The sequence below is a fragment of the Streptomyces sp. NPDC053513 genome (assembly GCF_044544765.1).
Taxonomy (GTDB): domain Bacteria; phylum Actinomycetota; class Actinomycetes; order Streptomycetales; family Streptomycetaceae; genus Streptomyces; species Streptomyces litmocidini.
Genome location: NZ_JBITXP010000013.1, coordinates 1 through 24,893, shown reverse-complemented (window position 1 = coordinate 24,893; position 24,893 = coordinate 1). Strand labels below are relative to the sequence as shown.

21 protein-coding genes are annotated in these 24,893 nt (G+C 74.0%); 10 read left to right on the top strand and 11 right to left on the bottom strand.

Translation table 11 applies throughout. The annotated features are described in order from the left end of the window. The first annotated feature begins 48 nt into the window (after nucleotides 1-48). Nucleotides 49-1,311 (top strand): beta-ketoacyl-ACP synthase II, encoded by a 1,263-nt coding sequence (gene fabF / locus ACIGW4_RS22580; RefSeq protein ID WP_123451984.1) that lies wholly within the window; start codon nucleotides 49-51, stop codon nucleotides 1,309-1,311. A 54-nt stretch (nucleotides 1,312-1,365) separates the two neighbouring features. On the opposite strand, the gene ACIGW4_RS22575 is transcribed toward fabF, so the two are convergent. After that, nucleotides 1,366-2,862 carry a PQQ-binding-like beta-propeller repeat protein gene (locus ACIGW4_RS22575; protein ID WP_399582506.1) on the bottom strand — a complete coding sequence of 499 codons (1,497 nt, stop codon included), beginning with the start codon at nucleotides 2,860-2,862 and terminating at the stop codon, nucleotides 1,366-1,368. 51 nt (nucleotides 2,863-2,913) lie between these two features. Next, nucleotides 2,914-3,408, bottom strand: coding sequence for a DUF3145 domain-containing protein (locus ACIGW4_RS22570; RefSeq protein WP_123451988.1), 495 nt, complete (start codon nucleotides 3,406-3,408; stop codon nucleotides 2,914-2,916). A gap of 258 nt (nucleotides 3,409-3,666) precedes the next feature. Here ACIGW4_RS22570 and ACIGW4_RS22565 point away from each other — a divergent pair, with 258 nt between their 5' ends. Further along, a complete protein-coding gene (locus tag ACIGW4_RS22565) occupies nucleotides 3,667-4,557 on the top strand; it encodes an SGNH/GDSL hydrolase family protein (protein ID WP_123451990.1) in 891 nt (296 codons plus the stop codon). Between the two features lie 51 nt (nucleotides 4,558-4,608). Here the strand turns inward: ACIGW4_RS22565 and ACIGW4_RS22560 are convergent, their stop codons facing one another. Further along, complete coding sequence (locus ACIGW4_RS22560) at nucleotides 4,609-7,068, bottom strand: glycoside hydrolase family 3 protein (protein WP_399582505.1); 2,460 nt, start codon at nucleotides 7,066-7,068, stop codon at nucleotides 4,609-4,611. A 161-nt stretch (nucleotides 7,069-7,229) separates the two neighbouring features. Here ACIGW4_RS22560 and ACIGW4_RS22555 point away from each other — a divergent pair, with 161 nt between their 5' ends. Next, nucleotides 7,230-7,805 carry a TetR/AcrR family transcriptional regulator gene (locus ACIGW4_RS22555; RefSeq protein WP_398708887.1) on the top strand — a complete coding sequence of 192 codons (576 nt, stop codon included), beginning with the start codon at nucleotides 7,230-7,232 and terminating at the stop codon, nucleotides 7,803-7,805. Here ACIGW4_RS22555 and ACIGW4_RS22550 read toward each other — a convergent pair. Beyond that, nucleotides 7,802-8,599: an NAD(P)-dependent oxidoreductase gene (locus tag ACIGW4_RS22550; RefSeq protein WP_399582503.1), complete on the bottom strand. Its 798-nt coding sequence runs from the start codon at nucleotides 8,597-8,599 to the stop codon at nucleotides 7,802-7,804. The genes ACIGW4_RS22555 and ACIGW4_RS22550 overlap by 4 nt on opposite strands. A gap of 49 nt (nucleotides 8,600-8,648) precedes the next feature. On the opposite strand from ACIGW4_RS22550, the gene ACIGW4_RS22545 reads away from it, so the two are divergent. Both ACIGW4_RS22545 and ACIGW4_RS22540 read left to right on the top strand, forming a co-directional pair. Then, the gene (locus ACIGW4_RS22545; RefSeq protein WP_123451998.1) at nucleotides 8,649-9,560 is read left to right on the top strand and encodes a LysR family transcriptional regulator; all 912 of its coding nucleotides are present in this window, start codon (nucleotides 8,649-8,651) and stop codon (nucleotides 9,558-9,560) included. 58 nt (nucleotides 9,561-9,618) lie between these two features. Next, nucleotides 9,619-10,332: a carbon-nitrogen hydrolase family protein gene (locus tag ACIGW4_RS22540; protein WP_399582501.1), complete on the top strand. Its 714-nt coding sequence runs from the start codon at nucleotides 9,619-9,621 to the stop codon at nucleotides 10,330-10,332. 102 nt (nucleotides 10,333-10,434) lie between these two features. Here the strand turns inward: ACIGW4_RS22540 and ACIGW4_RS22535 are convergent, their stop codons facing one another. After that, on the bottom strand, nucleotides 10,435-12,624 hold the full coding sequence (locus tag ACIGW4_RS22535; protein WP_260174346.1) for a M4 family metallopeptidase: 2,190 nt from the start codon (nucleotides 12,622-12,624) through the stop codon (nucleotides 10,435-10,437). Between the two features lie 137 nt (nucleotides 12,625-12,761). Between ACIGW4_RS22535 and ACIGW4_RS22530 the strand changes: the two genes are divergently transcribed. Next, a complete protein-coding gene (locus ACIGW4_RS22530; protein WP_399582500.1) occupies nucleotides 12,762-13,724 on the top strand; it encodes a LysR family transcriptional regulator in 963 nt (320 codons plus the stop codon). 22 nt (nucleotides 13,725-13,746) lie between these two features. Here the strand turns inward: ACIGW4_RS22530 and ACIGW4_RS22525 are convergent, their stop codons facing one another. The 5 genes from ACIGW4_RS22525 to ACIGW4_RS22505 form a co-directional block, all read right to left on the bottom strand. After that, nucleotides 13,747-14,565 (bottom strand): pectate lyase, encoded by an 819-nt coding sequence (locus ACIGW4_RS22525; protein ID WP_399582499.1) that lies wholly within the window; start codon nucleotides 14,563-14,565, stop codon nucleotides 13,747-13,749. After that, entirely contained in the window at nucleotides 14,562-15,410 is an 849-nt protein-coding gene (locus ACIGW4_RS22520; RefSeq protein WP_399582497.1) for an EI24 domain-containing protein, read from the bottom strand. Before ACIGW4_RS22520 ends, ACIGW4_RS22525 begins: the two co-directional genes overlap by 4 nt. Nucleotides 15,411-15,452: 42 nt before the next feature. After that, complete coding sequence (locus tag ACIGW4_RS22515) at nucleotides 15,453-17,003, bottom strand: serine/threonine-protein kinase (protein WP_399582495.1); 1,551 nt, start codon at nucleotides 17,001-17,003, stop codon at nucleotides 15,453-15,455. Nucleotides 17,004-17,119: 116 nt separating this feature from the next. Beyond that, complete coding sequence (locus ACIGW4_RS22510; RefSeq protein ID WP_086831271.1) at nucleotides 17,120-17,542, bottom strand: organic hydroperoxide resistance protein; 423 nt, start codon at nucleotides 17,540-17,542, stop codon at nucleotides 17,120-17,122. A 65-nt stretch (nucleotides 17,543-17,607) separates the two neighbouring features. Beyond that, nucleotides 17,608-18,627, bottom strand: coding sequence for an NADP-dependent oxidoreductase (locus tag ACIGW4_RS22505; protein ID WP_399582493.1), 1,020 nt, complete (start codon nucleotides 18,625-18,627; stop codon nucleotides 17,608-17,610). A gap of 105 nt (nucleotides 18,628-18,732) precedes the next feature. Between ACIGW4_RS22505 and ACIGW4_RS22500 the strand changes: the two genes are divergently transcribed. After that, nucleotides 18,733-19,167, top strand: coding sequence for a MarR family winged helix-turn-helix transcriptional regulator (locus ACIGW4_RS22500; RefSeq protein WP_123452006.1), 435 nt, complete (start codon nucleotides 18,733-18,735; stop codon nucleotides 19,165-19,167). Between the two features lie 20 nt (nucleotides 19,168-19,187). On the opposite strand, the gene ACIGW4_RS22495 is transcribed toward ACIGW4_RS22500, so the two are convergent. Beyond that, nucleotides 19,188-20,363 carry a hypothetical protein gene (locus ACIGW4_RS22495; protein ID WP_399582490.1) on the bottom strand — a complete coding sequence of 392 codons (1,176 nt, stop codon included), beginning with the start codon at nucleotides 20,361-20,363 and terminating at the stop codon, nucleotides 19,188-19,190. Between the two features lie 286 nt (nucleotides 20,364-20,649). Here ACIGW4_RS22495 and ACIGW4_RS22490 point away from each other — a divergent pair, with 286 nt between their 5' ends. From ACIGW4_RS22490 to ACIGW4_RS22480, 3 genes are all read left to right on the top strand, one after another. Then, nucleotides 20,650-21,711, top strand: coding sequence for a rod shape-determining protein (locus ACIGW4_RS22490; protein ID WP_123452010.1), 1,062 nt, complete (start codon nucleotides 20,650-20,652; stop codon nucleotides 21,709-21,711). A 38-nt stretch (nucleotides 21,712-21,749) separates the two neighbouring features. After that, the gene (locus tag ACIGW4_RS22485) at nucleotides 21,750-23,294 is read left to right on the top strand and encodes a GAF domain-containing protein (RefSeq protein ID WP_399582488.1); all 1,545 of its coding nucleotides are present in this window, start codon (nucleotides 21,750-21,752) and stop codon (nucleotides 23,292-23,294) included. A gap of 61 nt (nucleotides 23,295-23,355) precedes the next feature. Continuing rightward, nucleotides 23,356-24,591: a nitrate/nitrite transporter gene (locus tag ACIGW4_RS22480; protein ID WP_399582485.1), complete on the top strand. Its 1,236-nt coding sequence runs from the start codon at nucleotides 23,356-23,358 to the stop codon at nucleotides 24,589-24,591. The last annotated feature ends 302 nt before the right edge of the window (nucleotides 24,592-24,893 follow it).

The following is a 24,893-nucleotide window of genomic DNA, read 5'->3' as shown; positions in this document are numbered from 1 at the left end:
GCGGTGGCGCCGTATTCCGACCATCACACACATGGAGAACGAATTCCTGTGAGCTCGACCAATCGCACCGTGGTCGTCACCGGTATCGGCGCAACCACACCGCTGGGTGGCGACTCCGCGTCGACCTGGGAAGGTCTTCTCGCGGGGCGCTCCGGCGTCAAGCCCCTGGAAGGCGAGCGGTTCGCCGAACTGCCCGTCCAGATCGCTGCGCTCGCCGCGGTCGACCCCGGCGACGTGCTGCCCCGCCCGCTGGCCCGCAAGCTGGACCGCTCGGCGCAGTTCGCGCTGATCGCGGCCCGTGAGGCCTGGGCCGACGCGGGCTACACCGCCCCGGCGGGCGAGGACGAGAAGGTCGTGCCCGAGCGGCTCGGCTCCGTCATCGCCTCCGGCATCGGCGGTGTCACCACGCTGCTCGACCAGTACGACGTGCTGAAGGAGAAGGGCGTCCGCCGCGTCTCCCCGCACACCGTGCCCATGCTCATGCCCAACAGCCCCTCCGCGAACGTGGGTCTGGAGGTGAACGCCCGGGCGGGCGTCCACACCCCCGTCTCCGCGTGCGCGTCGGGTGCCGAGGCGATCGGCTACGCCGTCGAGATGATCCGTACCGGCCGTGCCGACGTGGTCGTCGCCGGCGGTACCGAGGCCGCGATCCACCCGCTGCCGATCGCCGCCTTCGCCAACATGATGGCGATGTCCAAGAACAACGACGAGCCGACGAAGGCCTCGCGCCCCTACGACACCGGCCGCGACGGCTTCGTGCTCGGCGAGGGCGCCGGTGTCGTGATCCTGGAGTCCGAGGAGCACGCGAAGGCCCGCGGCGCCCGCATCTACTGCGAGGTGCTCGGCCAGGGCCTGTCGGCCGACAGCCACCACATCGCGCAGCCCGAGCCGACCGGCCGGGGCATCGCCGCCGCGATGCAGAACCTGCTGGACTCCACGGACCTCAAGCCGTCCGAGGTCGTCCACCTCAACGCGCACGCCACGTCGACGCCGCAGGGCGACGTCGCCGAGATCAAGGCGCTGCGGAAGGTCCTGGGCGACGACCTGGACCACGTCGCGATCTCCGCGACGAAGTCGATGACCGGTCACCTCCTCGGTGGCGCGGGCGGCATCGAGACCGTCGCGACGGTCCTGGCGCTCCACCACCGCGTGGCCCCGCCGACGATCAACGTCGACGACCTGGACCCGCAGGTCGAGGCCGACATCGTCCGCGGCGAGCCGCGCGAGCTGCCGCAGGGCACGATCGCCGCGATCAACAACTCGTTCGGCTTCGGCGGCCACAACGTGGTCCTGGCGTTCCGCACGGTCTGACCCGCGCTCCACACGTGAGGCCCGCCCCCGGCCGGGGGCGGGCCTTTTCGGTGTTCAGCGCAGGGCGAAGGCCGCCGGTTCCGCCTGCATCAGGATCTGGTTGAGGACGACGTGGCCGCCGGTGACGGGGACGAGTTCGGGGTGGATGGAGAGGGCCACGCCCTCGGCCGTGTCCGGTTCGATCCGGGCGTCGACCCTGCCCGTGGCGCGGTCGAGCAGCAGGATCCGGCCCTTGTCGTGGTTCTCCAGGACGGCGACGCGGCCGTCCGGCTCCGCCGCCAGCGTCATCGTCTGGTTCTCCGCGCGGTACGACCACGCCTTCCGGCCGTCCTTCAGGGAGTACGCGACGACGACGTCGGGCACGAGCTCCTCCGCCTCGGCGAGGGTGACCAGGAGGCCGTCGCGGACGACGGGCCGGCGGGAGTCGCCGTCGCCGACGGGTGCGGCGAGGACCCCCTCGGGTCCGGAGAGCGGCACGGTCACGGTCGGGGCGCCCTCGTTGTCGAAGCCCAGGAAGGCGTGGGTGCCCCGGGCGTCCGCCTCGTCGACGGCGAGGACGACCGGGGAGAGGGAGACCACGGCCGCCGTGGCCTTCGACTCGACGGGCAGGTCGCGGGCCCACTCCCGTGCACCGGTACGGGTGTCCAGGGCGAGGAGCCGCGCGCGCTCCCCGCACTGCTCGACGAGGAGGGTGCGGCCGGCGTCGGCGTCGACGGCGAGGGCCGCGCAGTCCTTGCCGAGCTCGTGCTCCCAGCGCTGCCGCCCGGTCCCGGCGGACCTGGCCCGTACGGCTCCGTCCTCCGCGCTGACGGCGGTGGCGCCGCCCACGGCGAGGGGCCGCTCGTCGCCGGCCAGGCCCTTGCCGCCGAGGGCGCGCTTCCACAGGACCTTCCCGTCGGAGGTGCGGACGGCGAGCAGGGTCGCGCAGGGCTTCTCGTGGCGTCCGTACGCGATGAGGCCGACGCCCTCCTCGACGTCCTGGCTCATCGCGCACAGGGCCTCGCGGGCGGGCGCGGGCACGCTCCACCGGACGGAGCCGTCGGCGCCGTCGTACGCGAAGAGTCCGTCGATGCGTCCCTGGGCGACGGCGGAGCCGAGGCCCCACGAGCCGACGCCCTCGTCGTACTTCTGACCCGCGGGCGGGACGGTCCAGGCGACGACCGGCCGGGGGTCGCGGGAGGCGGCGGGCTTCGCCGTGGGCCGCGCGTCCGCCCTCGTGCCGTCCGCGTCGTCGTCCCCGGCCGCGAGCGCCCAGACGCCTCCGGCGAGCAGGGCCAGGACCCAGACCAGGGCGGCGGCCACGAGTGAGGAGCGGCCGGGCCGCACCGGCTTCGCGTCGGTCTTGCCCAGCGCTTCCGGGACCGCGTCCCGTGCCTCCGGGGCCGCCGCACGGCCCCGTCGTGTCGCGAGGAGCGTCGCCCCCACCGCCCCGCACGCCAGGGCGCACACCAGCGCCGCCCAGCCCGTCGGCCAGGCACCGCCCGCGACCCCCGCTCCCAGGAAGACCGCCGCCGCGCCGAACGCGGCGCCCGGCAGACCGTCACGCGTCACTTCTCTCCCACCCGGCGCGCCCCCTGCGCGTCCGGGCGGAATCTACCCGCGTCAGACGACCTGGTGCAGCCAGCGAACGGGGGCGCCCTCGCCCGCGTACCGGAAGGGTTCCAGCTCGTCGTCCCAGGGCTTCCCGAGCAGCTTGGCGATCTCCGTCTCCAGCTGGGTCTCGCCCTGCGCGGAGCGTGCGAGGGCGGCCCGCAGCCGGTCCTCGGGGACCAGGATGTCGCCGTGCATGCCGGTGACGGCGTGGAAGATGCCCAGGTCGGGGGTGGCGCTGTAGCGCTCGCCCTCGGCGGTGGGGCAGGGTTCCGCGGTGACCTCGAAGCGGAGCATCTGCCAGCCGCGGAGCGCGGAGGCGAGCTTGGAGGCGGTGCCGGTCTGGCCCTGCCAGGAGAACTCGGCTCTCCAGGTGCCGGGGGACGCCGGCTGGCGGATCCAGTCGAGCTGGACCCTCGCACCGAGGACACCCGCGACCGCCCATTCGACGTGCGGGCACATCGCGCGCGGTGCGGAGTGAACGTACAGGACTCCACGTGTCGTCACCGGGACCTCCAGTGTGGGACGAGGTTCGCCTTCCCAGCGGCCTCAGTAAACAGCATCAGGAGCAGGACATCGCAAACCATCAAAAAAGGGACAGCATGTGACGTGATGTAATTTACCGGAGCCGGTCGGCAAAGGCGCCTCTGGTTCGACGGGGGAAAAGCTACCGTGCCGCACCGTCATCGGTGTGACGTACGGTCGGTCCGGGGGCGGGTGAACACCAAGCTTTCACCCGCCAGGACGCCGAAGGAGGGGCCGGGGATGCGCGGCCGACGCCGATTCCGTACCGCTGTCGCCGCCGCGACGGCCGCGCTGCTGTGCGGCGGGGCGCTCTCCGGCTGCACCGCCGGGGAACCGGAGAAGCCACCGGTCAAGGCGTCCGCCCCCAAGCCGAGGCCGAGGCCGGCGCCCTTGTGGGACGTCTCCCCCGCCTCCGTCGCCGCCGTCGGCGACTCCATGACCCGCGCCTTCGACGCCTGCTCCGTCCTCGCGGACTGCCCCGAGGTGTCCTGGGCGACCGGGACGGACACCGCCGTCAACAGTCTGGCGCTGCGGCTGCTCGGTCCCGAGAAGGTGGCCACCCGCAGCTGGAACCTGGCCAGGACGGGTGCGCGGATGGCGGACCTCCCCGCGCAGATGGCGGGGGCGGCCGCCGAGAAGCCCGAGCTGGTGACGGTGATGATGGGGGCGAACGACGCCTGCCGGCCCACCCCGGACCTCATGACCCCGGTCGCCGATTTCCGCGCCTCCTTCGAGAAGGCCCTCGCCCGGCTGCGGGCGGGCGCGCCGAAGGCGCAGGTGTACGTGGCGAGCGTGCCGGACCTCAAGCACCTGTGGTCGACGGGGCGGGTGAGTCCGATGGGGCTGGAGGTGTGGAAGCTGGGGATCTGCGGCGCGATGCTGGCGGACGCGGAGGACCTGGGTCCGGCGGCCGAGCGGCGGCGGTCTGCGGTGCGGGACCGGGTGGTGGCGTACAACGAGGTCCTGGAGGAGGTCTGCGCGAAGGACGCGCGCTGCCGGTACGACGGCGGGGCGGTCTTCGGGTTCCGCTTCGACGGCGGGCAGTTGAGTCCCTGGGACTGGTTCCATCCGAGCAGGGACGGGCAGGCGCGGCTCGCGGAGCTGGCGTACCGGCGGATCACGAAGGAGTGAGGGGCCCCGGGGCGGTTGTCAGGTGCCGCCCCGGGGCCGGTCCGGCGGAGGTCAGACCTCCAGGGTGGCGGTCAGGCGGGCGTCCGTGAGGGAGCGGGCCGCGACGACCTCGTACGTCCCGGTGACGAGGGTCCAGCCGTTCTTCTCCTCGTCCCAGATCTCGAAGGCGCGGCGGGGCAGCGCGATCCGGGTCTCGACGCTCTCGCCGGGCGCGGCCTCGACGCCCGCGAAGCCGGCGAGCCAGCGGGCGGGGCGTTCCACGGAGTCCGATACGGGCGCCAGGTAGATCTGGACGGTCTCGCGGCCCGGCCGGTCGCCGGTGTTGGTGATCCGGACGGTGGCCGCGTCGGGGGTCGTGACCAGGGAGTCGTACGACCAGGTGGTGTAGCCGAGGCCGTGGCCGAAGGGGTACGCGGGGACGGCTCCGGCCTTGTCCCAGGCGCGGTATCCGATGAAGGCGCCCTCGGTGTAGTGCAGTTCGCCGCCGGTCGGGGCGACCTCGGTGACGGGGGCGTCGGCGAGGGCGACGGGCCAGGTGGTGGGGAGGCGGCCGCCGGGCTCCTCGGCGCCGGTGAGGACGTCGGCGAGGGCGGCGCCGCCCTCCTGGCCGGGGAACCAGCCGAGCAGGATCGCGGCCACGTCCTCGCGCCAGGGCAGCTCGACCGGGGAGCCGGCGTTGACGACGACGACGGTGTTCGGGTTGGCGGCGGCCACGGCCCGTACGAGGTCGTCCTGGCGGCCGGGGAGGGCGAGGTCCTTGCGGTCGAAGCCCTCGGACTCGACGCGTTCGGTGGTGGCGACGACCACGACGGCGGTGTCGGCGGCGCGGGCGGCCTCGACGGCCTCGGCGATCAGTTCGTCGGGGTCACGGCGGGGACCGAGGTGGACGAAGGAGAACATGACGGCCGGGAGCGGGGCCGCGAACTCCTTGTCGAGGGTGTGCAGCAGGGAGACCTCGACGGTCTCGCCGGCGGTGAGCGCGACCTTGCCGCGCTCGACCGGGGAGCCGAAGAAGGCCTCGAAGGGATCGGTCTCGGGGCCCATGACCTGGGTGCCGTCGAAGACGGTCTCCCCCGCGACGGTGAGGGTGAAGGCGCCGAGGCCGCGGGTGCCGAAGGCGTGCTCGCCGGACTCGCGCGGGGTGAAGGTGCCGACGACCTCGACGGAGGCGAGGGCCTCGTGGGTGACGCCCTCGGGGAGGTCGTCACCGATCCACTGGACCTGGCCGTTGGGCAGGGAGCCCTCGCCGATGACGTTCCCGGCGGCGTCGCGGCAGCGGGCGCGGAGGGTGAAGCCCTGATCGGCGGGGGCGAGTTCCTCGCTGGGGTCGGCGCCGGTCGTGAAGGTGAGGGCGCCCTCGGGGAGGGCGGCGGCGAGGCCGTCGAGCGGGGAGACGACGTGGTCGGGGAAGACCTGGGCGGAGCCGCCGCCGAGGACCCGGGCGTCACGGGCGGCGGCGCCGGAGAGGGCGACGGTCCGGCCGCTCGCGAGGGGCAGGGCGCCGTTCTCGTTCCGTACGAGGACGAAGCCGCGGCGGGCGATCTCGCGGGCGAGGGCGTCGCCGTCGACGGCGGCGGGGGGCTCGGCGACGGCCGGCGGGGCGCCTTCGAGGGCGCCGACGCGGGCGGCGAGCCGCAGGACGTTGCGCACGGCGGTGTCGACGGCGGACTCCTCGACCTCGCCGGCGCGGACGGCGGCGGCGAGGGCCGGGCCGTACACGGTCTGCGGGCCGGGCATGGCGACGTCGAGGCCGCCCGCGATGCCGGCGGTGGTGGAGCGGGCGGCCATCCAGTCGGAGACGTTGATGCCGTCGAAGCCCCACTCGCCGCGCAGGACCTCGTTCACGAGCTCGTGGTGCTCGGTCATCGTGACGCCGTTGACCTGGTTGTAGGCGGTCATGATGCCCCAGGGGCGGGCGTTCCTGACGATGGCCTCGAAGGGGGCGAGGTAGAGCTCGCGGAGGGGGCGCGGGGCGATCCTGTTGTCGACGGTGAAGCGGTCGGTCTCGGCGTCGTTGGCGACGAAGTGCTTGACGGTGGTGCCGACGCCGCCGTCCTGGACGCCCTGGACGTAGCCGGTGCCGATGGCGCCGGTGAGGTACGGGTCCTCGCTGTAGGCCTCGAAGTGGCGGCCGCCGAGCGGGGTGCGGTGCAGGTTGACCGTGGGCGCGAGGAGGACGTGGACGCCCTTGCGGCGGGCCTCCTGGGCGAGGAGCCGGCCGGCCCGGCGGGCGAGGGCGGGGTCCCAGGCGGCGGCGAGGGCGGTCGGGGACGGGAGCGCGATCGAGGGGTCGTCGGCGGTCCAGCGGACGCCGCGGACGCCGATGGGGCCGTCGGACATGACCAGGGACTTGAGGCCGATCTCCGGCAGGGCGGGCAGGGACCACATGTCCTGGCCGGCGAGCAGCCGGGTCTTGGCGTCCAGGTCGAGCTTGCCGAGCGCCGCCTCGACGACCGCGTTCCTCACGGTCTCCGCGGTGTTCTCCACGGTCTCCGCGGTGTTCTCCGCCATGGCCGTACCTCCTCGTTGACGTGCCGATGACCCCGATGGCGCCCATCGTGCACCCACCTACCTGTAGATCGGTAGGTTCCGTGATGTTTTCGTTACTCATGGGGCGGAGGGAGCGGGTACGGTCCTGTCGGACGGACGAACCTGAGAAGGGGGCCACGGCGATGGTGCGGGCCAGGAGCGAGGAGCGGCGCGCGGACATCCTGCGCGCCGCCCTCGAAGTGATCGCCGAGCGCGGCTACCGGGGCGCCACCCTCGGCTCCGTCGCCGAGCGCGTCGGGCTGACCCAGCAGGGGCTGCTGCACTACTACCCGACGAAGGAGGCGCTGCTCGTCGCGGTCCTGGAGGAGCGGGACCGCTGGGACACGAGCGGGGGCCGGGACCGGGAGGGCTGGCGGCTGGACCTCCTGGAGTCGCTCGTCGAGTACAACGCGATGCGGCCCGGGATCGTGCAGACCTTCTCCGCGCTGCTCGGCGAGAGCGTCACGGACGGGCACCCCGCGCGGGAGTTCTTCACCGAGCGGTACACGCAGGTGCGGGCCAACATGGCGGACGTCCTGCGCCTGGAGTTCGGCGAGCGACTGCCCGGCGGCCTCACCCCGGAGCGGGCCGCGCCCCTGCTCACGGCGGTGATGGACGGCCTCCAGTACCAGTGGCTCCTGGACCCGGCGTCGGTCGACATGCCGGGCGCCTTCCGGGACTTCCTGCGCCTGCTGTCCGGCTCCGGGGACCGCGGCTAGCGGGCGAGCGCCGCCAGGTCCTCGCCGAGGAGGGACGGGTCCTCGGTCAGGGCCGCGTGGACGGCCTCCAGGACGGGGAGCTTCGTCGTGGCCGTCGCCAGGGCGACGTCCTTCGCGGCCAGCGCGACCGGGAAGTGCGAGCCGGTGGCGGTGGCCCGGCCGACGGCGCCGGAGAGCGGGCCCGCGCCGAGAGTGCGCAGGGCGAGTTCGCGGGGCAGGCCGAGGGAGTCGGCGAGCGCGAGGGTCTCGGCGACGAGCGCGACCCCGCCGATGACGGCGTTGATGAGGACGAGCTTGAGGGCGGCGCCCGTGCCGGGGCCTCCGCAGGGGGTGACGGTGCCGAGCCGGTCGAGGACGCCGGCGACGGGCGCGGTGTCGCCGCCCGCGAGGATCAGCAGTTCGCCGACGGCCGCCCGGTCGACGCTGCCCATGACGGGGGCATCGAGGAGGGTGACCCCGGCGGGGAGCCGGGCGGCGAGGGCGGCGACGGTGTCCGGGCCGACGGTCGAGGTGTCGATCCAGTGGGTGCCGGGGCGCAGGGCCGGGATCAGCTCGTCCGCGACGGCGAGGGCGGCGGCCGGGTCCGCGAGCATCGTGACGACGACGTCGGCGTCCCGGACGGCCTCGGCGGGGGTCGCGGCGCGGACGGCGCCGTCGGCGACGAGGGCGTCGGCCTTGGCGGCGGTGCGGTTCCAGACGGTCAGGGGGTGTCCGGCGTCGAGGAGGCGGCGGGCCATGGGGAGCCCCATGGAGCCGAGGCCGAGGAAGGCGATCTTCTGGGGCGTGGTGTCCATGCCGTCGACGCTAGGCCCACCCCGGACATGCGACAAGCGAATGTCTAGCATGGCCGCCATGCCCGTCTCGCATGGCCTGTACGAGGCCTTCCTCGCGGTCGCCCGCGCCGGCTCCTTCACCGCCGCCGCCCACGACCTCGGCTACACGCAGTCCGCGGTCTCCCGCCAAGTGCGGTCCCTGGAGGAGGAGATGGACGCGGAGCTGTTCGAGCGGCTGCCGCGCGGGGTGCGACTCACCGAGGCGGGCCGGGTGCTGCTGCCGCACGCCGAGGCGGTACGGGACCGGCTGGCCGCGGCCCGGGCCGAACTGGCCTCGCTGCGCACGCTCGACGGCGGGCTGCTGCGGCTCGGGGCCTTCTCCAGCGCCACCGCCTCCCTCGTGCCGCGCGCGCAGGCCGCCTTCCGGGAGCGGCACCCGGGGGTCGTGGTCACGCGCGTCGAGGGGCCGTCGGCCAAGCACCTCGGGCTCGTGGCCACGGGAGAGGAGGACCTCGCGGTGGTCGCCCCGGCGCCCGGGGCGCCCTCGCCGCCCGGGGTGGTCCTGCACCGCCTGCTGGACGAGCCGATGCTGGTGGCCCTGGAGCGGGGGCATCCGTGCGCGGGGCGGCGGGCCGTGCGGCTCGCGGAGCTGGCCGACGAGGAGTGGATCGTCGGCCGGGAGCGCCTGGAGGACACCCTGTTCCGGCCGGCCGTCGCCGCCGGGTTCCGGCCGCGCACGGGGCTGCTCGCGCACGACTGGATCGCCAAGCTGGGGGCGGTGGCGGCGGGTCTCGGGGTCACGCTCGTGCCCGCGCTCGCGGCGGCTTCGGTGCGCCGGGACGTCGCCCTCGTCGCGGTCCACCCGGAGGACGTCCCGCACCGCCGGATCTGCGCGGCGGCGCCCACGACCCCGACGGTCGCGGCGACCGCGTTCCTGGGCGTGCTCCGCGAGACGGCGGAGCGGCTCGTGCCCGCCGACTGACGTTAATACCCTCCGGCCGATCTTGACCCTTACAGTCGGGCGCGGGATGATGGCCGTCATGATCGTCGCAGCCACCCAGTTCATCCCTGTCGCCGGGGACATCGACGCCAACGTCCGTACGATCGCCGGTCTGGTCCGGGCGGCCGGGGCGGAGGGGGCCCGGGTCGTGGTCTTCGCCGAGCTCTCGCTCACCGGGTACGAGCCGTCCCTGATCCGGGACGCGCCCGGCCTCGTCCTCACCGAGGACGACCCCCGCCTCGACCCCGTACGGGAGGCCTGTCGGGCCGCCGGTGCGGCGGCCGTGGTCAACGGGCCGGTGCGGACGGGCGGTTCGGGCGCCGGGATCACCACGCTCGTGATCGGCCCGGACGGCGGCCTCCTCGCCCGCTACGACAAGCGGAACCTGTACGGCGTCGAGGCCGAGGTCTTCGAGCCGGGCTCCGCCGACGGGCGGTTCGCGCTCGACGGGGTCCGTTTCGCCCTGGCCACCTGCTACGACAACCGCTTCCCCGAGCTCGCCGAGCGCGCCGCCGCCGACGACTGCGCCGTGTATCTGGCGAGTTCGGTGCTCGGCGCCGACAACGACTCCTTCGAGAAGGTGTACCCGGCGCGGGCCCGGGACTTCGGCCTGTACGTGGTGCTCGGCAACGTGCTCGGACCCAACGAGGACGGGACGGGCTGCGGCCTGGCCGGCGCCTGGGGCCCGGACGGCGGGCGGATCGCGGACGCGGGGTCCGAGGAGCCGGGGTTCGTGCTGGCCGAGGTGGGCTGAGCACGGAGGAAGGACCGGACGGTCGTGGGACATACGACCGTCCGGCCCTCCGGGGCGGCCGTCACGGAACCCCCGGTCCGCGACGGCGCCCCGCTCACCCCCTTACGGGGCGCTCAGACCCAGCGTGTACGCGCCGGAGCCGCTGTACGCGTGGACCACGTACCGGTAGTAGCCCGCGGTGCCGTAGTAGCTGGTGTCCTCGTCGGCGGTCGCCGTGCCGCCGACGGCCACGTCCGCCCACGTCGACCCGTTCCACTTCTGCAGGTACAGGTCGAAGTCGGCGCCGGCCGGACCGCGCAGGCAGCCCACGTGGGTGCCGGAGGTCGCCGAGTAGTAGTACGAGCCGTCCGGCTGGGCCTGGGCCTGACCGGAGGCCAGGGTGCCCTGGTAGGTGTGCTCGGTGCTGTCGCAGCCGGTGGGCGGGGTCGTGGTGCCGACCGACAGCTGGTAGGTGACCGTGTGCGTGGCGGAGCCCGTACCGGTGACGGTGATCGGGTACGTGCCGTTGGCGGTGCCCGCCGCGACCTGCACCGTCATCGTGGACGAGGAGCCGGAGGTCACCGAGGAGGGGCTGAAGGAGACGGTGACCCCGCTCGGGGCGCCGCTCGCGGAGAGCCGCACGGTCTGCGCGCTGCCGCCGGTGGTGGAGGTGTTCACCGTGGAGGTGACGGAGGCGCCCGGCTGGACCGAGCCCGAGGACGGGTTCAGGGCGAGCGAGAAGTCCGGGGTGGTGGTGCCGCCGCAGTCGGTCTCACCGGACTGGGCCGGCACGCCGACCGCGTTCCAGGCCGCCTTCACGGCGTTGCACTCGGCGCTGCCGTAGGTGTTCTTGGCGCTGGCCAGGGTCGCCTTGCGGGCGGCGGGGTGGTTCCAGGAGGAGGTCTTCATGAGCAGGGCGCCCATGAAGATCTTGCCGGCCTTCTGGATGCCGATGCCGGTCACGGAGGAGGGCCCGCCGGAACATATCGGGCTGCTGGGCTTGCCGCCGCCCGGGTTGGAGCCCTCGGCGAGCAGGTAGAACCAGTGGTTCTGCGGGCCGGCCGCCGCGTGCACCTCGGTGCCCGAGGTCAACTGCGGGTAGCAGTTGGGGGCGTTGTCGGCGAGCGAGGGGTTGTACATGTAACGGATCGGCTTGCCGTCGCCGAAGAAGTTGACCTTCTCGCCGACCGTGTAGTCCGGGGTGTCGTTCGGGTTGTTGGCGTAGTGCTCGGTGAGCGCGCCGAAGATGTCGCCCGTCGACTCGTTCATGCCGCCGTTCTCGTTGGACGAGCCCGAGCTGCCCGGCGTCCGGTCGAAGATCTCGTGGCCGTACTCGTGCGCCACGACGTCGATGCCGGTGAGCTGGTTGGAGCCGGTCTGGGACCGCCCGTAGGTCGTCTTCGTGCCGTCGTAGTACGCGTTGACCTCGCTCAGGCCGGCGCGGGCCGGGACCATGCCGCCCTGGCCGTTCTGGCCGTTGTAGCCGAACCACTCCTTGAGCATGGAGTGTTCCTTCTGCGCCGCGTACATGATGTCGACGCAGGCGGTCACCAGGTCGTTGGCGGTGCCGTTGCCCCACGGCGGGGAGCCGGTGTAGGCGCTGCCGTTCTGCCCGCCGCACTTGAAGGAGCCGCGGCTGGTGTCGGTCATGGAGGTGGCGGCGGTGTCGATGGTGACGTTGCCGTTGTGGTAGCCGCGGCCGTCGGCGTGCAGGATCTTGTCGGTGGCGCGGGCGACGGATCCGGTGCGCGCGTCGACGTAGGTGTCGAGGGAGCTGGGGGCGTTCTGCGCGGTCCGGCCGATGACCAGGGTGTGCCAGGTGAGGACGGCCTTGCCGCCCTTGAGGAGCACGGTCAGCTCGGGGGCGCTCGCGCTCTCGACCGAGGCCAGCTGCTTCCGGGCGGTGGCGAGGGCCGCCCCGGCCGTCACCTTCGCCTTCGTGGAGAGCCGGAGGGCGGGGGCGGGGGCGCCGGTGACCTCGCGGACCCTGCCGGAGCTGTCGGAGACGACGACCGCGTCGCCGCCGACGACCGGCAGGCCGCGGTAGGTGCGCTCGTACGAGGCGTAGTACAGGCCGTTCGTCCAGGGGGTGACGGACGTCCGGACGAGGTCCTCGTCGGCGCCGTGCCGCAGTTCGTCGAGGCCGCTGGCCGCGGCCTCGTCGGCGGCGGCGAGGGCGAGCGCCTTGCCGTGGCCCGGGGGCACGGGCTGCGCCTGCGGGGTCGCCGCGGCCACCGGGCCGGCGAGGGCGGTCGCGAGGCTCGCCGAGAGCGCCAGGGCGGCCACGGCCGCCGTGAGTCTGGTCGGGTGCAAGGTCGTGCTCCGTTCAAGGGTGGGGGAGACGGATCATCGCGCCGAGTATGGGCGTGGACATGGCCAGTTCGGGACATCTCATCCGGCATAAGACGCGGGTTATGGTGCGCCCGCGCGCCGCTGCGTACGCTGCTGAAATGCAGCTGGAGTTGAGGCATCTCGAAGCCGTCTGCCGGATAGCGGAAGCGGGCAGTCTGGGGCGGGCCGCCGGGCGGCTCGGGGTCTCGCAGCCGGCCCTCTCGGCGCAGCTGCGGCGGATCGAGCGGGTCGCCGGCGGGGAGCTGTTCCTGCGCGGCCGGCACGGTGTGGAGCCCACCCCGCTGGGCGAGTTCGTGCTCGCCAAGGCGCGGCTCGTGCTCGGCGAGATGGACGCGCTGGTCGCCGGGGCCCGGGCCGTCGCCCCGCACACCCCGCTGCGGCTCGGCTGCATCCTGCTCGTCCTCGTCGACCGGCTGCTCGGGGAGCTGGAGCGGGTCGTGACGGGGCGGGAGATCGCCGTCACCGTGGAGCACTCGGCGACGACGCTGACCCGACAGCTCGGCGCGGGACGGTACGACGCCGTCCTGTACGGGGAGGTCAACGACCACGAGGTGCCGCTGCCCGAGGGGACGACGGCCCGCACCCTCGTCCCCAAGGAGCCGTTCTGCGTGCGTCTCTCGGCGGCGCACCCGCTGGCCGGCAAGGAGCGGATCGCGCTCGCCGAGCTCGCGGGCGAGTCCTGGATGACGCTGGTGGAGGACGACGACGGCGGCCCCGAGGCGCTGGTCGCGGCCTGCGGGAAGGCCGGGTTCACCCCCTCGCTGCGGCACCGGGTCGCCGACCGCAAGATGCACTACGACCTGATCGCGTCGGGCCGGGCGATCTCGATGAGCCAGCCGACGGCTCCGGCGGCGGAGGGCACGGTGCTGCGTCCCCTGGAGGGCGATCCGGTGACGGGACGGATCCGGCTCGCCTGGAACCGGGCCGCCGTACCGGCCCCGCAGGCGGAGCTGCTGTACCGGGCGGCGGCCCGCGCGTACCTGGCGAACGTCGACAACAACGCCTTCCACCGGGCCTGGTGGGACGCGCGCCCGGAGCTGCACCCGGTCCTCGGCGACTGAGGACCGGGCGGCTCGTGCGGGATCAGTCGTACGAGAGGTCCCCGGCCGAGTAGCGGCAGGTGGTGCCGTCCGGGCCGGTGCCGGTCTCCTCGGGCTCCTTGCCGGTGCTGTTCCCGGTGAAGCGGGTGCACGGCTTGATCTTCCGCTGGGCGTCGCCGTGGATCCGGACGTTCCGCAGGGTCGCCGTGTCGCCGTAGTTGGCGTTGACGCCGACGACGGACCTGCCGGGCGCGGTGACGTCCACGTCGTCGATCAGGATCGTCCGCGCGTACTGCTTCCCGCAGTTGCCGCAGGAGCGGACGAGCTTGCCGAAGCCGGAGACCTGGAACCTGGTCACGACCAGCTTGCCCGCGCCGTTGAACTGGAAGACCTTGTCGGAGGCGCTCTTCGCGCCGCCGCCGTACACCGCGTACACCGACGAGGCGGAGGTGCCCTTGAAGGTGGCGGCGTCCTCGCCGACCTTCTCCCACCAGACGTTCCGGAGGGTGCAGCTGCCGAGGCAGTGGACGCCGTCGGCGGCCGGCGTCCCGAGGATCACGTTCTTGAGGACGGCGCCGTCCTGGAGGACGAAGAGCGGCTTCTGGTCCTCGTCCTGGCCGTCCGAGCCGAGTTCACCGGTGCCGTGGAAGCGCTTCAGCCTGCCGTCGTAGGTGCCGGAGACCTCGATGGTCGTGGCGACCGGCTTGTCGCCCTTCGCCTGCGGCCAGGCCGCGACGGCTCCCGCCGCGCCCGCCGGGGCGAGCAGACCGCCGGCGACGACGGCCGCGCCGGTGACGGCGAGGGCGCCGAGGCCGCCGACGACCGCGCGCCGGCGGCCCGTCTTCCGCTTGTGTGACGTCATGGGTTCCTTCTCCAGTGGGGGATGTGGTGCACCCCCTGGTCGCCACCGAAGGGAGGAAGGTTGCCGCCTTCACGGTCGTTCTCCTCGGGGTCCTCGTCCCGGTCGGCGTTCTCGCCGCGCAGGTCGCGGGCCATCAGGGTGGCTCCGGCGACCGCTCCCGGCATGAGGAAGACGGCGACGAACGGCACGAGGAAGGAGAGCGTCAGGGGAACGCCGAAGCCAAGGGCGGCCATCCGGCGCCCGCGGAGCAGCCGCAGCCGCTCCTTGAGCTCGACGCCCCGCCGCTGGAGCGCGACGGCCGTCAGCTCCTCGGCGAGGAAGAAGCCGGAGACGCAGAAGCCGATGGCGGGGACGACGGTCTGGCCGACGACGGGGATGAACCCGCAGGCGAAGAGCAGGATGCCGTAGAACGCGACCCGCACCAGGATCCGCAGGCTGTCCCGGGCCGAGATCCACAGCTCGCGCCAGAGCGGCAGGCCCGACTCGGGGACCTCGCCGCCCTCGCTGCGGTCGACCTCCTCGGAGAGCGACTCGTAGAAGGGCTGGCCGACGAGGAGGGTGACGGCGGTGAAGGTGATCACCGCGAGGAAGAGCCCGAAGGCGAAGACGAGCCCCGTCAGGGCGCCGCGGAAGACGCCCTGCCAGGGCGAGGACCAGTCGTCGGCGAACGGCGTCGCCCACGCGGTCAGGTCGTCGGCGCCGTAGCCGAGGCCGACGAGCGCGCCGGCGTAGAGGACGAGCGTCACGAGGCCGGGCAACAGCCCGAACCCGAACCAACGTCCGTGCCCGCCGACCCACTTCTGGCCCCGCACCAAGTAACCGAAACCCGCCCCGAAATCACGCATGGGGGTCACCCTATCGGGGCCTCCGGCGGGCCCCGGGGCAGGTCAGCCGCCGGTCGTACGGAAGGAGTCGAGCGCCGTATCGAGGGCCCTTCTGGACTCGTCGGCGCGGCCCTCCGGCGCGGAGGCCCACAGGTCGTACAGGATGCTGCCCCGCTCCCAGCAGACGTCGACGGTGTGGCGGGCGCCCTCGGCCGGGGTGAACCCGCTCCACGTGAACTCCCAGCGCGCGGCCGGCAGTCCCTGGTGCGTCGTCTCCTCGACCGTGGCGTCGCGGTACCCCGGGTAGTCCTTCGGGCCGCTCTCGTCGGAGGACCGCATCACGCCGAGCGCGCCGCCGGGCGGCAGCGGCCTGATCCTGATCCCGACCCGTACGGCCCCGTCCCCCGTCGTGTAGAACACCCGCTCCCCGTCGGTGGAGCGGAGCGCGCCGGACGGGACGCTCACGGTGAACCCGCCGGCGTCGGCGACCTCCCGGTATCCGGACGCCCCGGGGGCCGGAGTCGGCGCGGTCGCGGGGGCGGACGCCGCCGAGGGGCCCCGCGAGCCGGACGGCGACGCCCCCGTCGCGGGACCGCCCTGGACGGCGCGCAGCGCCATCACGGTCGCCGCCGCGACGCACAGCGCGACGGCGGTGGCCACGAGCGGCACGGTCCTGCCGCGCCGTCCGGTCTCCGTGGTCCCGGCGGCCGGGTCCGCGCCGGCCGTGACCGGCACCGGCGCGGCGGACGGACCGGTCTCGCGGGCGGTCGGGGCGTACGCGACCGGTTCCGGGTCCTCCCCCGCCGCGCACGCGGCCAGCATCCGGCGGGCCTCGGCGGCACCCAGGCGCCGGTCCGGGTCCCGTTCGAGGAGGCCCCGGACGACGGGGACGAGCGGTCCCATCCGCTCGGACGGCCGGATCTCCTCGTACACGATCGCGTGCAGGACGGCGCCGATCGAGTCCCGGCGGAACGGCGAGGTGCCCGTGGCCGCCGCGCACAGCAGCGCGCCGAGCGACCACAGGTCGGAGGCGGGTCCGGCGTCGCCGCCCTGCATCCGCTCCGGCGCCGTGTACTCCGGGGTGCCGATGAAGACCCCGGTCCGGCTGAGGGTCGTCGCCCCGGGGAGACTGGCGATGCCGAAGTCGGTCAGGACCGCCCTGCCGGTGTCCTTCTCCAGGAGGACGTTGGCGGGCTTCACGTCCCGGTGCAGCACGTGGCGGGCGTGCGCGGCGGACAGCGCGTCGAGCAGGTCGAGGCCGAGCCGGGCGGCCTCCCGCGGGCTCAGCACCTCGCCCGCCGCCAGTCGGTCGGCGAGCGAGCCGCCGTCGACGAGTTCCATCACCAGGGCGGGCAGGCCGTCGTGCTCGACGACGTCGTGGACGACGATCACGTGGGGGTGGCGGATCCGGGCGACGACCCGGGCCTCCCGGAGGGCGTCCGCCGGATCGGCGCCGGAGTCGAGGGCGAGGGTCTTGACGGCGACCGGGCGGCCGAGCAGTTCGTCGGTGGCCCGCCGGACCACGCCCATGCCGCCCTGGCCGATCCGCTCGCCCAGGCGGTAGCGTCCGCCGATCAGCTCGTGACCGGCCTGCTCCGACCCGTTGTTCGACACCACTCGGCTCCCCCGTCCTCAGAACACGGACATGATGCCGCAGCCCTCCGCACGCGGCGAGGACCGCACCCCGGTCGTTCGGGGTGCGGTCCTCGCCCGGTGTGCGCGTCCGTGCCTCAGACGGCGAGCTCGACCGTGATGTTGCCGCGGGTCGCCTTGGAGTACGGGCAGACCTGGTGGGCCTTCTCGATCAGGCTCTTGGCGGTCTCGGCGTCCACGTTCGGGATGGTCGCCGAGATCTTGACGATGATGCCGAAGCCGTCGTCGTTCTTGCCGATGCCGACCTCGGCGGTGACCGTCGAGCCGGACACGTCGGCGTTCTCGTTGCGGGCGACGACGCCGAGCGCGCCCTGGAAGCAGGCGCTGTAGCCGGCCGCGAAGAGCTGCTCGGGGTTGGTGCCCGCGCCGGAGCCGCCCATGGCCTTGGGCGGGTTCACGACGACGTCGAGCTGACCGTCGTCGGTGGCGACGCGTCCGTCACGGCCGTTCTCGGCGGTGGCGACGGCGGTGTAGAGGACGTCCGACTGCTGGATGGACATGCTGGTGTCTTCCTTGTTCGTTCCGCCGACGACTCGCGCCCACGATCGCGACGGCTGAGGGAAGACTAGCGGGTCGCCGAGACGATCATCTTTCCGGTGTTGTCGCCGCGGAGCAGGCCGAGGAAGGCGTCCACGCCGTTCTCGATGCCCTCGACGAAGGTCTCGCGGTGCTTCAGCTCGCCGGAGGCGAGCCAGCCTCCGACCTCCTGGACGAACTGGTCCTGCAGGCCGTAGTGGTCGCCGACGAGGACGCCCTGGAGCCGCAGCCGCTTGCCGATGATCATCGCCATGTTGCGCGGGCCGGGGACCGGCTCGGTGTCGTTGTACTGGGCGATCATGCCGCAGATGGTGGCGCGACCGTGCACGTTGAGCGAGGAGATCGCGGCTTCGAGGTGGTCCCCGCCGACGTTGTCGAAGTAGACGTCGATGCCGTCCGGGGCGGCCTCGCGGAGCTGGTCCTTGACCGGGCCGTTCTTGTAGTTGAAGGCGGCGTCGAAGCCGAGCTCCTCGACGAGGAACTTGACCTTCTCGTCGGAGCCGGCGGAGCCGATGACCCGGGAGGCGCCCCTGAGCCTCGCCATCTGGCCGACCTGGCTGCCGACGGCGCCGGCCGCGCCGGAGACGAAGACGGCGTCGCCCTCCTTGAAGGAGGCGACCTCGAAGAGGCCGGCGTAGGCGGTGAGGCCGGTCATGCCGAGCACACCGAGGTAGGCGGAGAGAGGGGCGAGCGCCGGGTCGACCTTGGTGGCGTGCTGGGCCGGGACGTCGGCGTACTCGCGCCAGCCGAGGCCGTGCAGGACATGGTCGCCGACGGCGAAGCCCTCGGCGTTGGACGCCACGACCTCGCCGACCGCACCGCCGTCCATCGGGTGGTCGAGCTTGAACGGCGGGATGTACGACTTCACGTCGTTCATCCGGCCGCGCATGTACGGGTCGACGGAGAAGTGCAGGTTGCGCACGAGGATGCGGCCCTCGGCGGGCTCGGTGACCGGGGTCTCGCGCAGGGCGAAGTCCGCCGGCACGGGCCAGCCGTGCGGACGGGCGACGAGGTGCCACTCACGGCTGGACGCGGGAAGAACGGACATGAGCACGGCCTCCAGGAAAGCTTGAGATCACAAAAGGTTTACTACCTCAAACAACCATGCGCCTTGATATTTCATGTTGTCAAGTATCTGGGTAGACTCCTCCCCATGGCCACCTCACGCACGGACCCCCTGACCCTCGAAGTCGTCGAGCTGATCGGCACGGTCGTGGCGCGCTACTACGAGGAGTACGAGCAGGCGGCCGCGCGACACGCGCTGACCGGCGCCCAGGCCCGCGTCCTCGGCCTGCTCGCCCTGGACCCGCTGCCGATGCGGCACATCGCCCAGAAGCTCAGGTGCGAGCCCTCCAACATCACCGGGATCGTCGACCGCCTGGAGGCCCGCGGCCTGGTCGAGCGCCGCCCCGACCCGGACGACCGACGGGTCAAGCTGGCCGTCCCCACGGACGAGGGCCTGGACACCGCCCGCCGGCTGCGCGACTCCCTCGGCTTCGCCCGCGAGCCCCTCGGCGAACTGACCGAGACCGAACGGACCCTGCTGCGCGACCTGTTGAAGCGGATGCTGGGCGTGGACGTGGCCTAGCCCCCCTCGGGGCCGGTTCCCTAGACGCACCACCAGAGGAAGCGGGTGCACGTCGGCGTGGGGCTGGGCGTCGGGGTCGGCGTCGGCGTGGGGCCGGCGGTCGACGGCGCGGGGCCGCCGGGCGTCCCCGGGCCGGTCGGCGTCGGGCCGCTCGGCGTCGCCGACGAGGTCGCGGTGGACGTGACGGACGGGGAGGCCGGGCCGGTGGCCGTGGGGGCGGGATCCGGGGCCCCGCCGCCTCCCTGGCCGGTGCCGGTGCCGGTCCCCGCGCCCGCGCCGGGGCGCGTACCCGCACCCGTGCCGCGTCCCGGGTCCGTACCCCTGCCGGAGCCGGGGCCCGGCCCCGAGCCCGTGCCGACCTGGCGGGGGCGCGTCGGAACGGAGCTCGGCGCGTCCGTCGCCGGGGCCGGGCTCGACCCCTCCGGCGGCTCGGTGGTCTCGGCGGGTGCGGGCGAGAGCGGGGTCTCGGTGACCTCCAGCTCCTCCACGGCGGTGGCGGCGCCGTCCTGCGGCGGCTCCTCCAGGGCGATCTTCGCCAGGGACAGCGTCCCGGCCGCGAGGACCAGGCCCACCGTCCCCACCAGGACCGTGCGGCCCCGGCGCGGGCCCGCCTTCCGCCCCCGCCGCGCGGCGGAGCGGCCCCGGGCCGCGGCGCGGCGCCCGCCGGGGGCCGGGCGCGGCGGTTCGAGGATGTCCAGCTCGTAGACGTGCTCGGGCGCGGGCCGGCCGGGGTCGTCATCGACGTCGACGCCGTCACCCGGAGACGGTTCGGCGTCCCCGGTGGATCCATCGGGGACGCCGTAGGAGGTGGACCCGCCGGGGTCGCCGTAGGCCCCCGGATGGCCGGGGACGCCGTGGGCGGCGGGCCGGCCCGAAGCGCCATGGGGCCCGGCCTGGTGCGGGATGCCGTAGGCCGCGGCCTGGCCGTGCGCGCTCGCGCCGTAGACGCCAGGGGCGCCGTGGACGCCGGGAGCTCCATAGGGCGAGGACCCGTCCGGAGCGCTGTAGATCGCCGGACGGGTCGGGGCGCCGTGACCGTGGTCCGGGGTGTGGACCGGTGCGGAGGCCGGGGCGTGGACCGGGGTGGGGTCCGGTGTGCGGGGGGTCTCGTACCGCAGCTCCTCGACGGGAGTCCCGCACCCGGCACAGGCGAGGGCCCCGTTGAGATGCCGCCGGCACGCGTGGCAGTAGTCCATGGGGCCCGCAGGCTATGCGGCCCGGTGCGGCGTCAGGTAGGCGCGAACGTGAGGATCCTGTGTGGAAACCGCAGGTCGACGGCGGTGCGCCGCGATTCGCCCGCTTCGGGAGGGATCGCCTCCGGAGCCTCCTCACGGGGAGTGGGGGCTCCGGTACGGCCCGCACGCGGGGCCCCGGGCGGCGCAGCCCAGCGCGCGCCGCGCCCCGGAGGGCCGGACGATGCGAACAGGACCGCGAATCGCGACCCCCTCGCCCGTGCCAGCACCGCACTCCGGAGGATCCGCCGTGACCGTCAGCCTTGATCAGCTGCGTCGTTGCCATGTCGCCGTCGACCTGGGTGCCGCCCGCACCCGGGTCTTCGTCAAGGGCGTCGGGCTCGTCGTCGACGAGCCCAGCGTCGCCGCCGTCAACACCCGTACCGGAGCGCTGATCGCCGTCGGCGCGCTCGCCGAGAAGATGACCGGCCGCACCCCCGACTACATCCGGGTCGTGCGCCCGGTCTCGGGCGGCACGGTCGTCGACATCGAGATGGCGCAGCGGATGCTCCGTCACCTCCTCGGCGAGAAGCTGCGCAGACAGCTGCGCCGCAAGCCCCGGCTGCGCGCGGCCGCCTGCACCCCGCACGACAGCGACCCGCTCGCGCAGCGCGCCGCCGTGGAGACCCTCGTCGGTCTCGGGGCGCGCCGGGTCGAGCTGGTCGACACCCTGATCGCGGCGGCCGTGGGCTGCGGGCTTCCCGTCGAGCAGCCGACCGCGACCATGATCCTGGTGTGCGGGGCGGCGACCACGCAGGTCGCGGTGCTCTCGCTCGGCGCGATCGTCACGGCGGAGCGGATGCCTGTCGGCGGCGACGCCATCGACCACGCCGTCATCCAGCACCTGCGCCACCACCACGAGCTGATGCTGCCGAGCCAGTCGGTGCGCCCGCTGCAACTGGCCCTCAGCGGGAACGGCCTGACGGCGCAGGGGCCCGCCTGGACGGAGATCCACGGCCGGGACGTCGCCACGGGCCTGGCGCGTTCGGTGACCGTCGACACCGCCGCCGTACGGGACGCGATCCACACCCCGCTGACGGCGGTCCTCGACGGCATCGGGAAGGTGCTGCGGGACTGCCCGCCGGACCTCGTGGCCGACCTCGCGGACCGCGGGATCATGATGGTCGGCGGCAGCGCCCTGCTGCCGGGCCTCGACCAGATGCTGCGGGAGGCGACCGGGATGCCGGTGCACATCGCCGAACGGCCGGACGTGTGCGCGGTCCTGGGGCTGGGCGCGATGCTGGAGGGCAAGGTCCAGCCGATGGTCCTGGACCCGCTGGCGGAGCGGGACCCGCTCGCCGACGAGGACTGAACCATCCGGAACCGGGTGATTCGTACGACGATGAGACCATGACACTCATGGACGAAGGCGCCGGGGCCGCGGACACGGACGAGGACTCCCCCCGCCTGCCCATGCTGCTCGAAGCGGTCCTCGGCGTCGGCACGGACCTCGAACTCCGCACCACCCTCCAGCACATCGTGGACTCCGCGACCGAGCTGACCGGAGCCCGCTACGGGGCGCTCGGGGTCGTCGACCCCGAGCGCCACCGCCTCACCGAGCTCTTCACCTCCGGCATGACCGACGAGGAGCGGCGGCGGATCGGCCGCCTCCCCGACGGCCGCACCGGACTGCTCGGCGTCCTCGTCCGGGACCCGCGGCCGCTGCGGCTCGACGACCTGACGGCCGACCCGCGCTCCTCAGGCGTGCCCGAGGGCCACCCGGAGATGCACGGCTTCCTCGGCGTCCCGATCCGGGTCCACACCGAGGTCTTCGGCAACCTGTACCTCACCGACAAGCGCGGGGGCCCCTTCACCGAGGAGGACCTCGCCCTCCTCCGGGTCCTCGCCTCCCAGGCGGGGATCGCCATCGGCAACGCCCGGCTGTACGAGACGGCCCGGCAGCGGGAGCGCTGGATCGAGGGCGCGGCCGCGGTGACCACGGCCCTGCTCACCGGCGCCACCGCCGAGAACGCCCTGACGACCGTCGCCGAGCAGGCCCGCATCCTCGCCGGCGCCTCGGCCGGCGTGGTCCTCCAGCCCACCGGGGAGGGCGGGATGGAGATCGTCGCCGCCTCCACCACGGACGACCCGGGCGACCTGGTCGGCACGACGATCGCGCCCGGCTCCCCGGTCCTCGTCCAACTCCTCGGCGGGGAGCCCGTCTTCGTGGAGGACTCGGCGACCGACCCCCGGATGACCACCCACGTCCGGTCCCGTTTCGGCCCGTCGATGATGCTGCCGCTGCAGAGCGGCGGGAAGCTCATCGGCACCCTCGCCCTGCCCCGGCGGCGCGGCGGCCGGCCGTACTCGGCGGTGGACCGGCTGCTCGCCTCGCAGTTCGCCTCGCAGGCGGCGCTCGCCCTGGTCCTCGCGGACGCGCGGCACGACCGGGAGCGGCTCGCCGTCTTCGAGGACCGCGACCGGATCGCGCGGGACCTGCACGACCTGGTGGTGCAGCGGCTGTTCGCCACCGAGATGATGCTGGAGTCGACGCGGCGGCGGGCGGGCGGCTCCTCCGACGAGGACGAACTGCTCGGCCGGGCCGTGGACGAACTGGACTCGACGATCCAGGAGGTCCGGACGACCATCTTCGCCCTCCAGCAGCCGCCGGCGGACGCGCCGGCCTCCTTCCGGGGGCGGGTGCTGCGCGAGACCGGCGGGGCCGCGGTCCCGCTCGGCTTCCAGCCGTCCGTGCACTTCTCCGGCGCGGTCGACACGCTCGTCGACGAGGAGACGGCGGACCGGCTCCTCGCCGCGCTGCGCGGGGCGCTCGCCGCGGCGCACCGGCGGCCGGGCGTCGGCGCGATCACGGTCGAGGTGTCGGCCGGGAACGACGGCGCCCGGCTGCGCGTCGAGGACGACGGCACGCCTCCGACCACGGTGACCTGGCCCTGAACGACGCCCGTACGGCCCAGTCCGGCGCGCCGGGCCCCTCCCCCGGATCTTGACTGGAGGGGTGACCACCGAGACCGAGTCCCCCACAGCGGCGGCCTACCGCAACCTGGTGACGGCCACCATCGGCTTCACGCTCACCTTCTGGGCGTGGGACCTCATCGCGCCGATCGCGAGCTGGTACGGCGACCGGCTCGGCCTCAGCTCCTTCCAGCAGTCCCTGCTCGTCGCGGTACCCGTCCTGGTCGGCTCGGTCGGCCGCATCCCGGCCGGGGCGCTGACCGACAAGTACGGGGCGAAGCTGATGTTCCCGCTGGTCTCGGCGCTGACGATCGTTCCGGTGCTGCTCCTGGTCGTCGTCAAGGACAGTTACGGTCTGCTGCTGGTCGTCGGCTTCCTCCTCGGCCTCGGCGGCACGACGTTCGCCATCGGCATCCCGCTCGTCAACTCCTGGTTCCCGCCCGCCAAGCGCGGGCTCGCGCTCGGGGTGTTCGGCATGGGCATGGGCGGAGTCGCGCTCTCCGGCTACTTCACGCCCCGGATCGCCGAGCACGGCGAGAACCTGCCGTTCCTCGTGGTCGCGATCGCGCTGGCGGCGTACGCGGTGCTCGCGGCGTTCCTCATCACGGACCGCCCCGACCGCCCGGTCCCCACCGCCTCCCTGGCCGCCCGCCTGGGCTCGGCGGCACGGCTGCGGGTGACGTGGGAACTGTCGGCGCTGTACGCGATCGGGTTCGGCGGCATCGTCGCGTTCGGCGTCTACCTGCCGACGTACCTGAAGACCTGGTACGAACTCGGCCCGACGGACGCGGGCACCAAGGCGGCGGGCTTCGCGCTGGTGACGGTGGTGTTCCGGCCGATCGGCGGCTGGCTCTCGGACCGGGTCCACCCGGCGCTCGTCACGGCCGTCGCCCTCGGGGTCGTCGCCCTCCTCGCCATCGTCCAGGCCTTCGACCCGCCCCTGAACCCCGGCGGCACCGTCGCCCTCCTCGTCATGGCCGCCGGGCTCGGCACGGCGAGCGGCTCCGTCTTCGCCCTGGTCTCCCAGGTCACCCCGCAGGCCAAGGTCGGCAGCGTGACCGGCATCGTCGGCGCGACGGGCGGACTCGGCGGGTTCCTGCCGCCGCTGGTGATGGGCGCGATCTACAGCGCGAAGGGGTCGTACTCGATCGGCTTCATGCTGCTGTCGGACCTGGCGCTGGCGGGGTGTGTGTACGCGTACGGGCGGATGCGGGGGATCCGCCCGGACGACGAGACGCCGGACCCCCACCGGACGAAGGTGCCGGCCACCAGCTCCTGACCCTCACCGGACGAAGGCGCCGGCCACCCGCTCCTGACCCCCAGCACTCTCCGGGCCGACACCCCCACCCGCACGAGCCCGCACCCCGCGGGTCGGCACCTCGGCCCGCGCGGGCCGCACCCTGCGGGGCGGTGCCCCCTGCCCGTGTGGGCCGCGCCCGCCTGGGCGGCTCCCACCCGCCGTTGGGCCGCGCCCTGCGGGGCGGCTCCCCGCTGCCCGTGTGGGCAGTCGTCCCGCTGGGGCGGGACGGGTGGGCACACGGGACGGCGCCCTTCAGCGGCGCCTCCGCGTCCCGCGCCTGG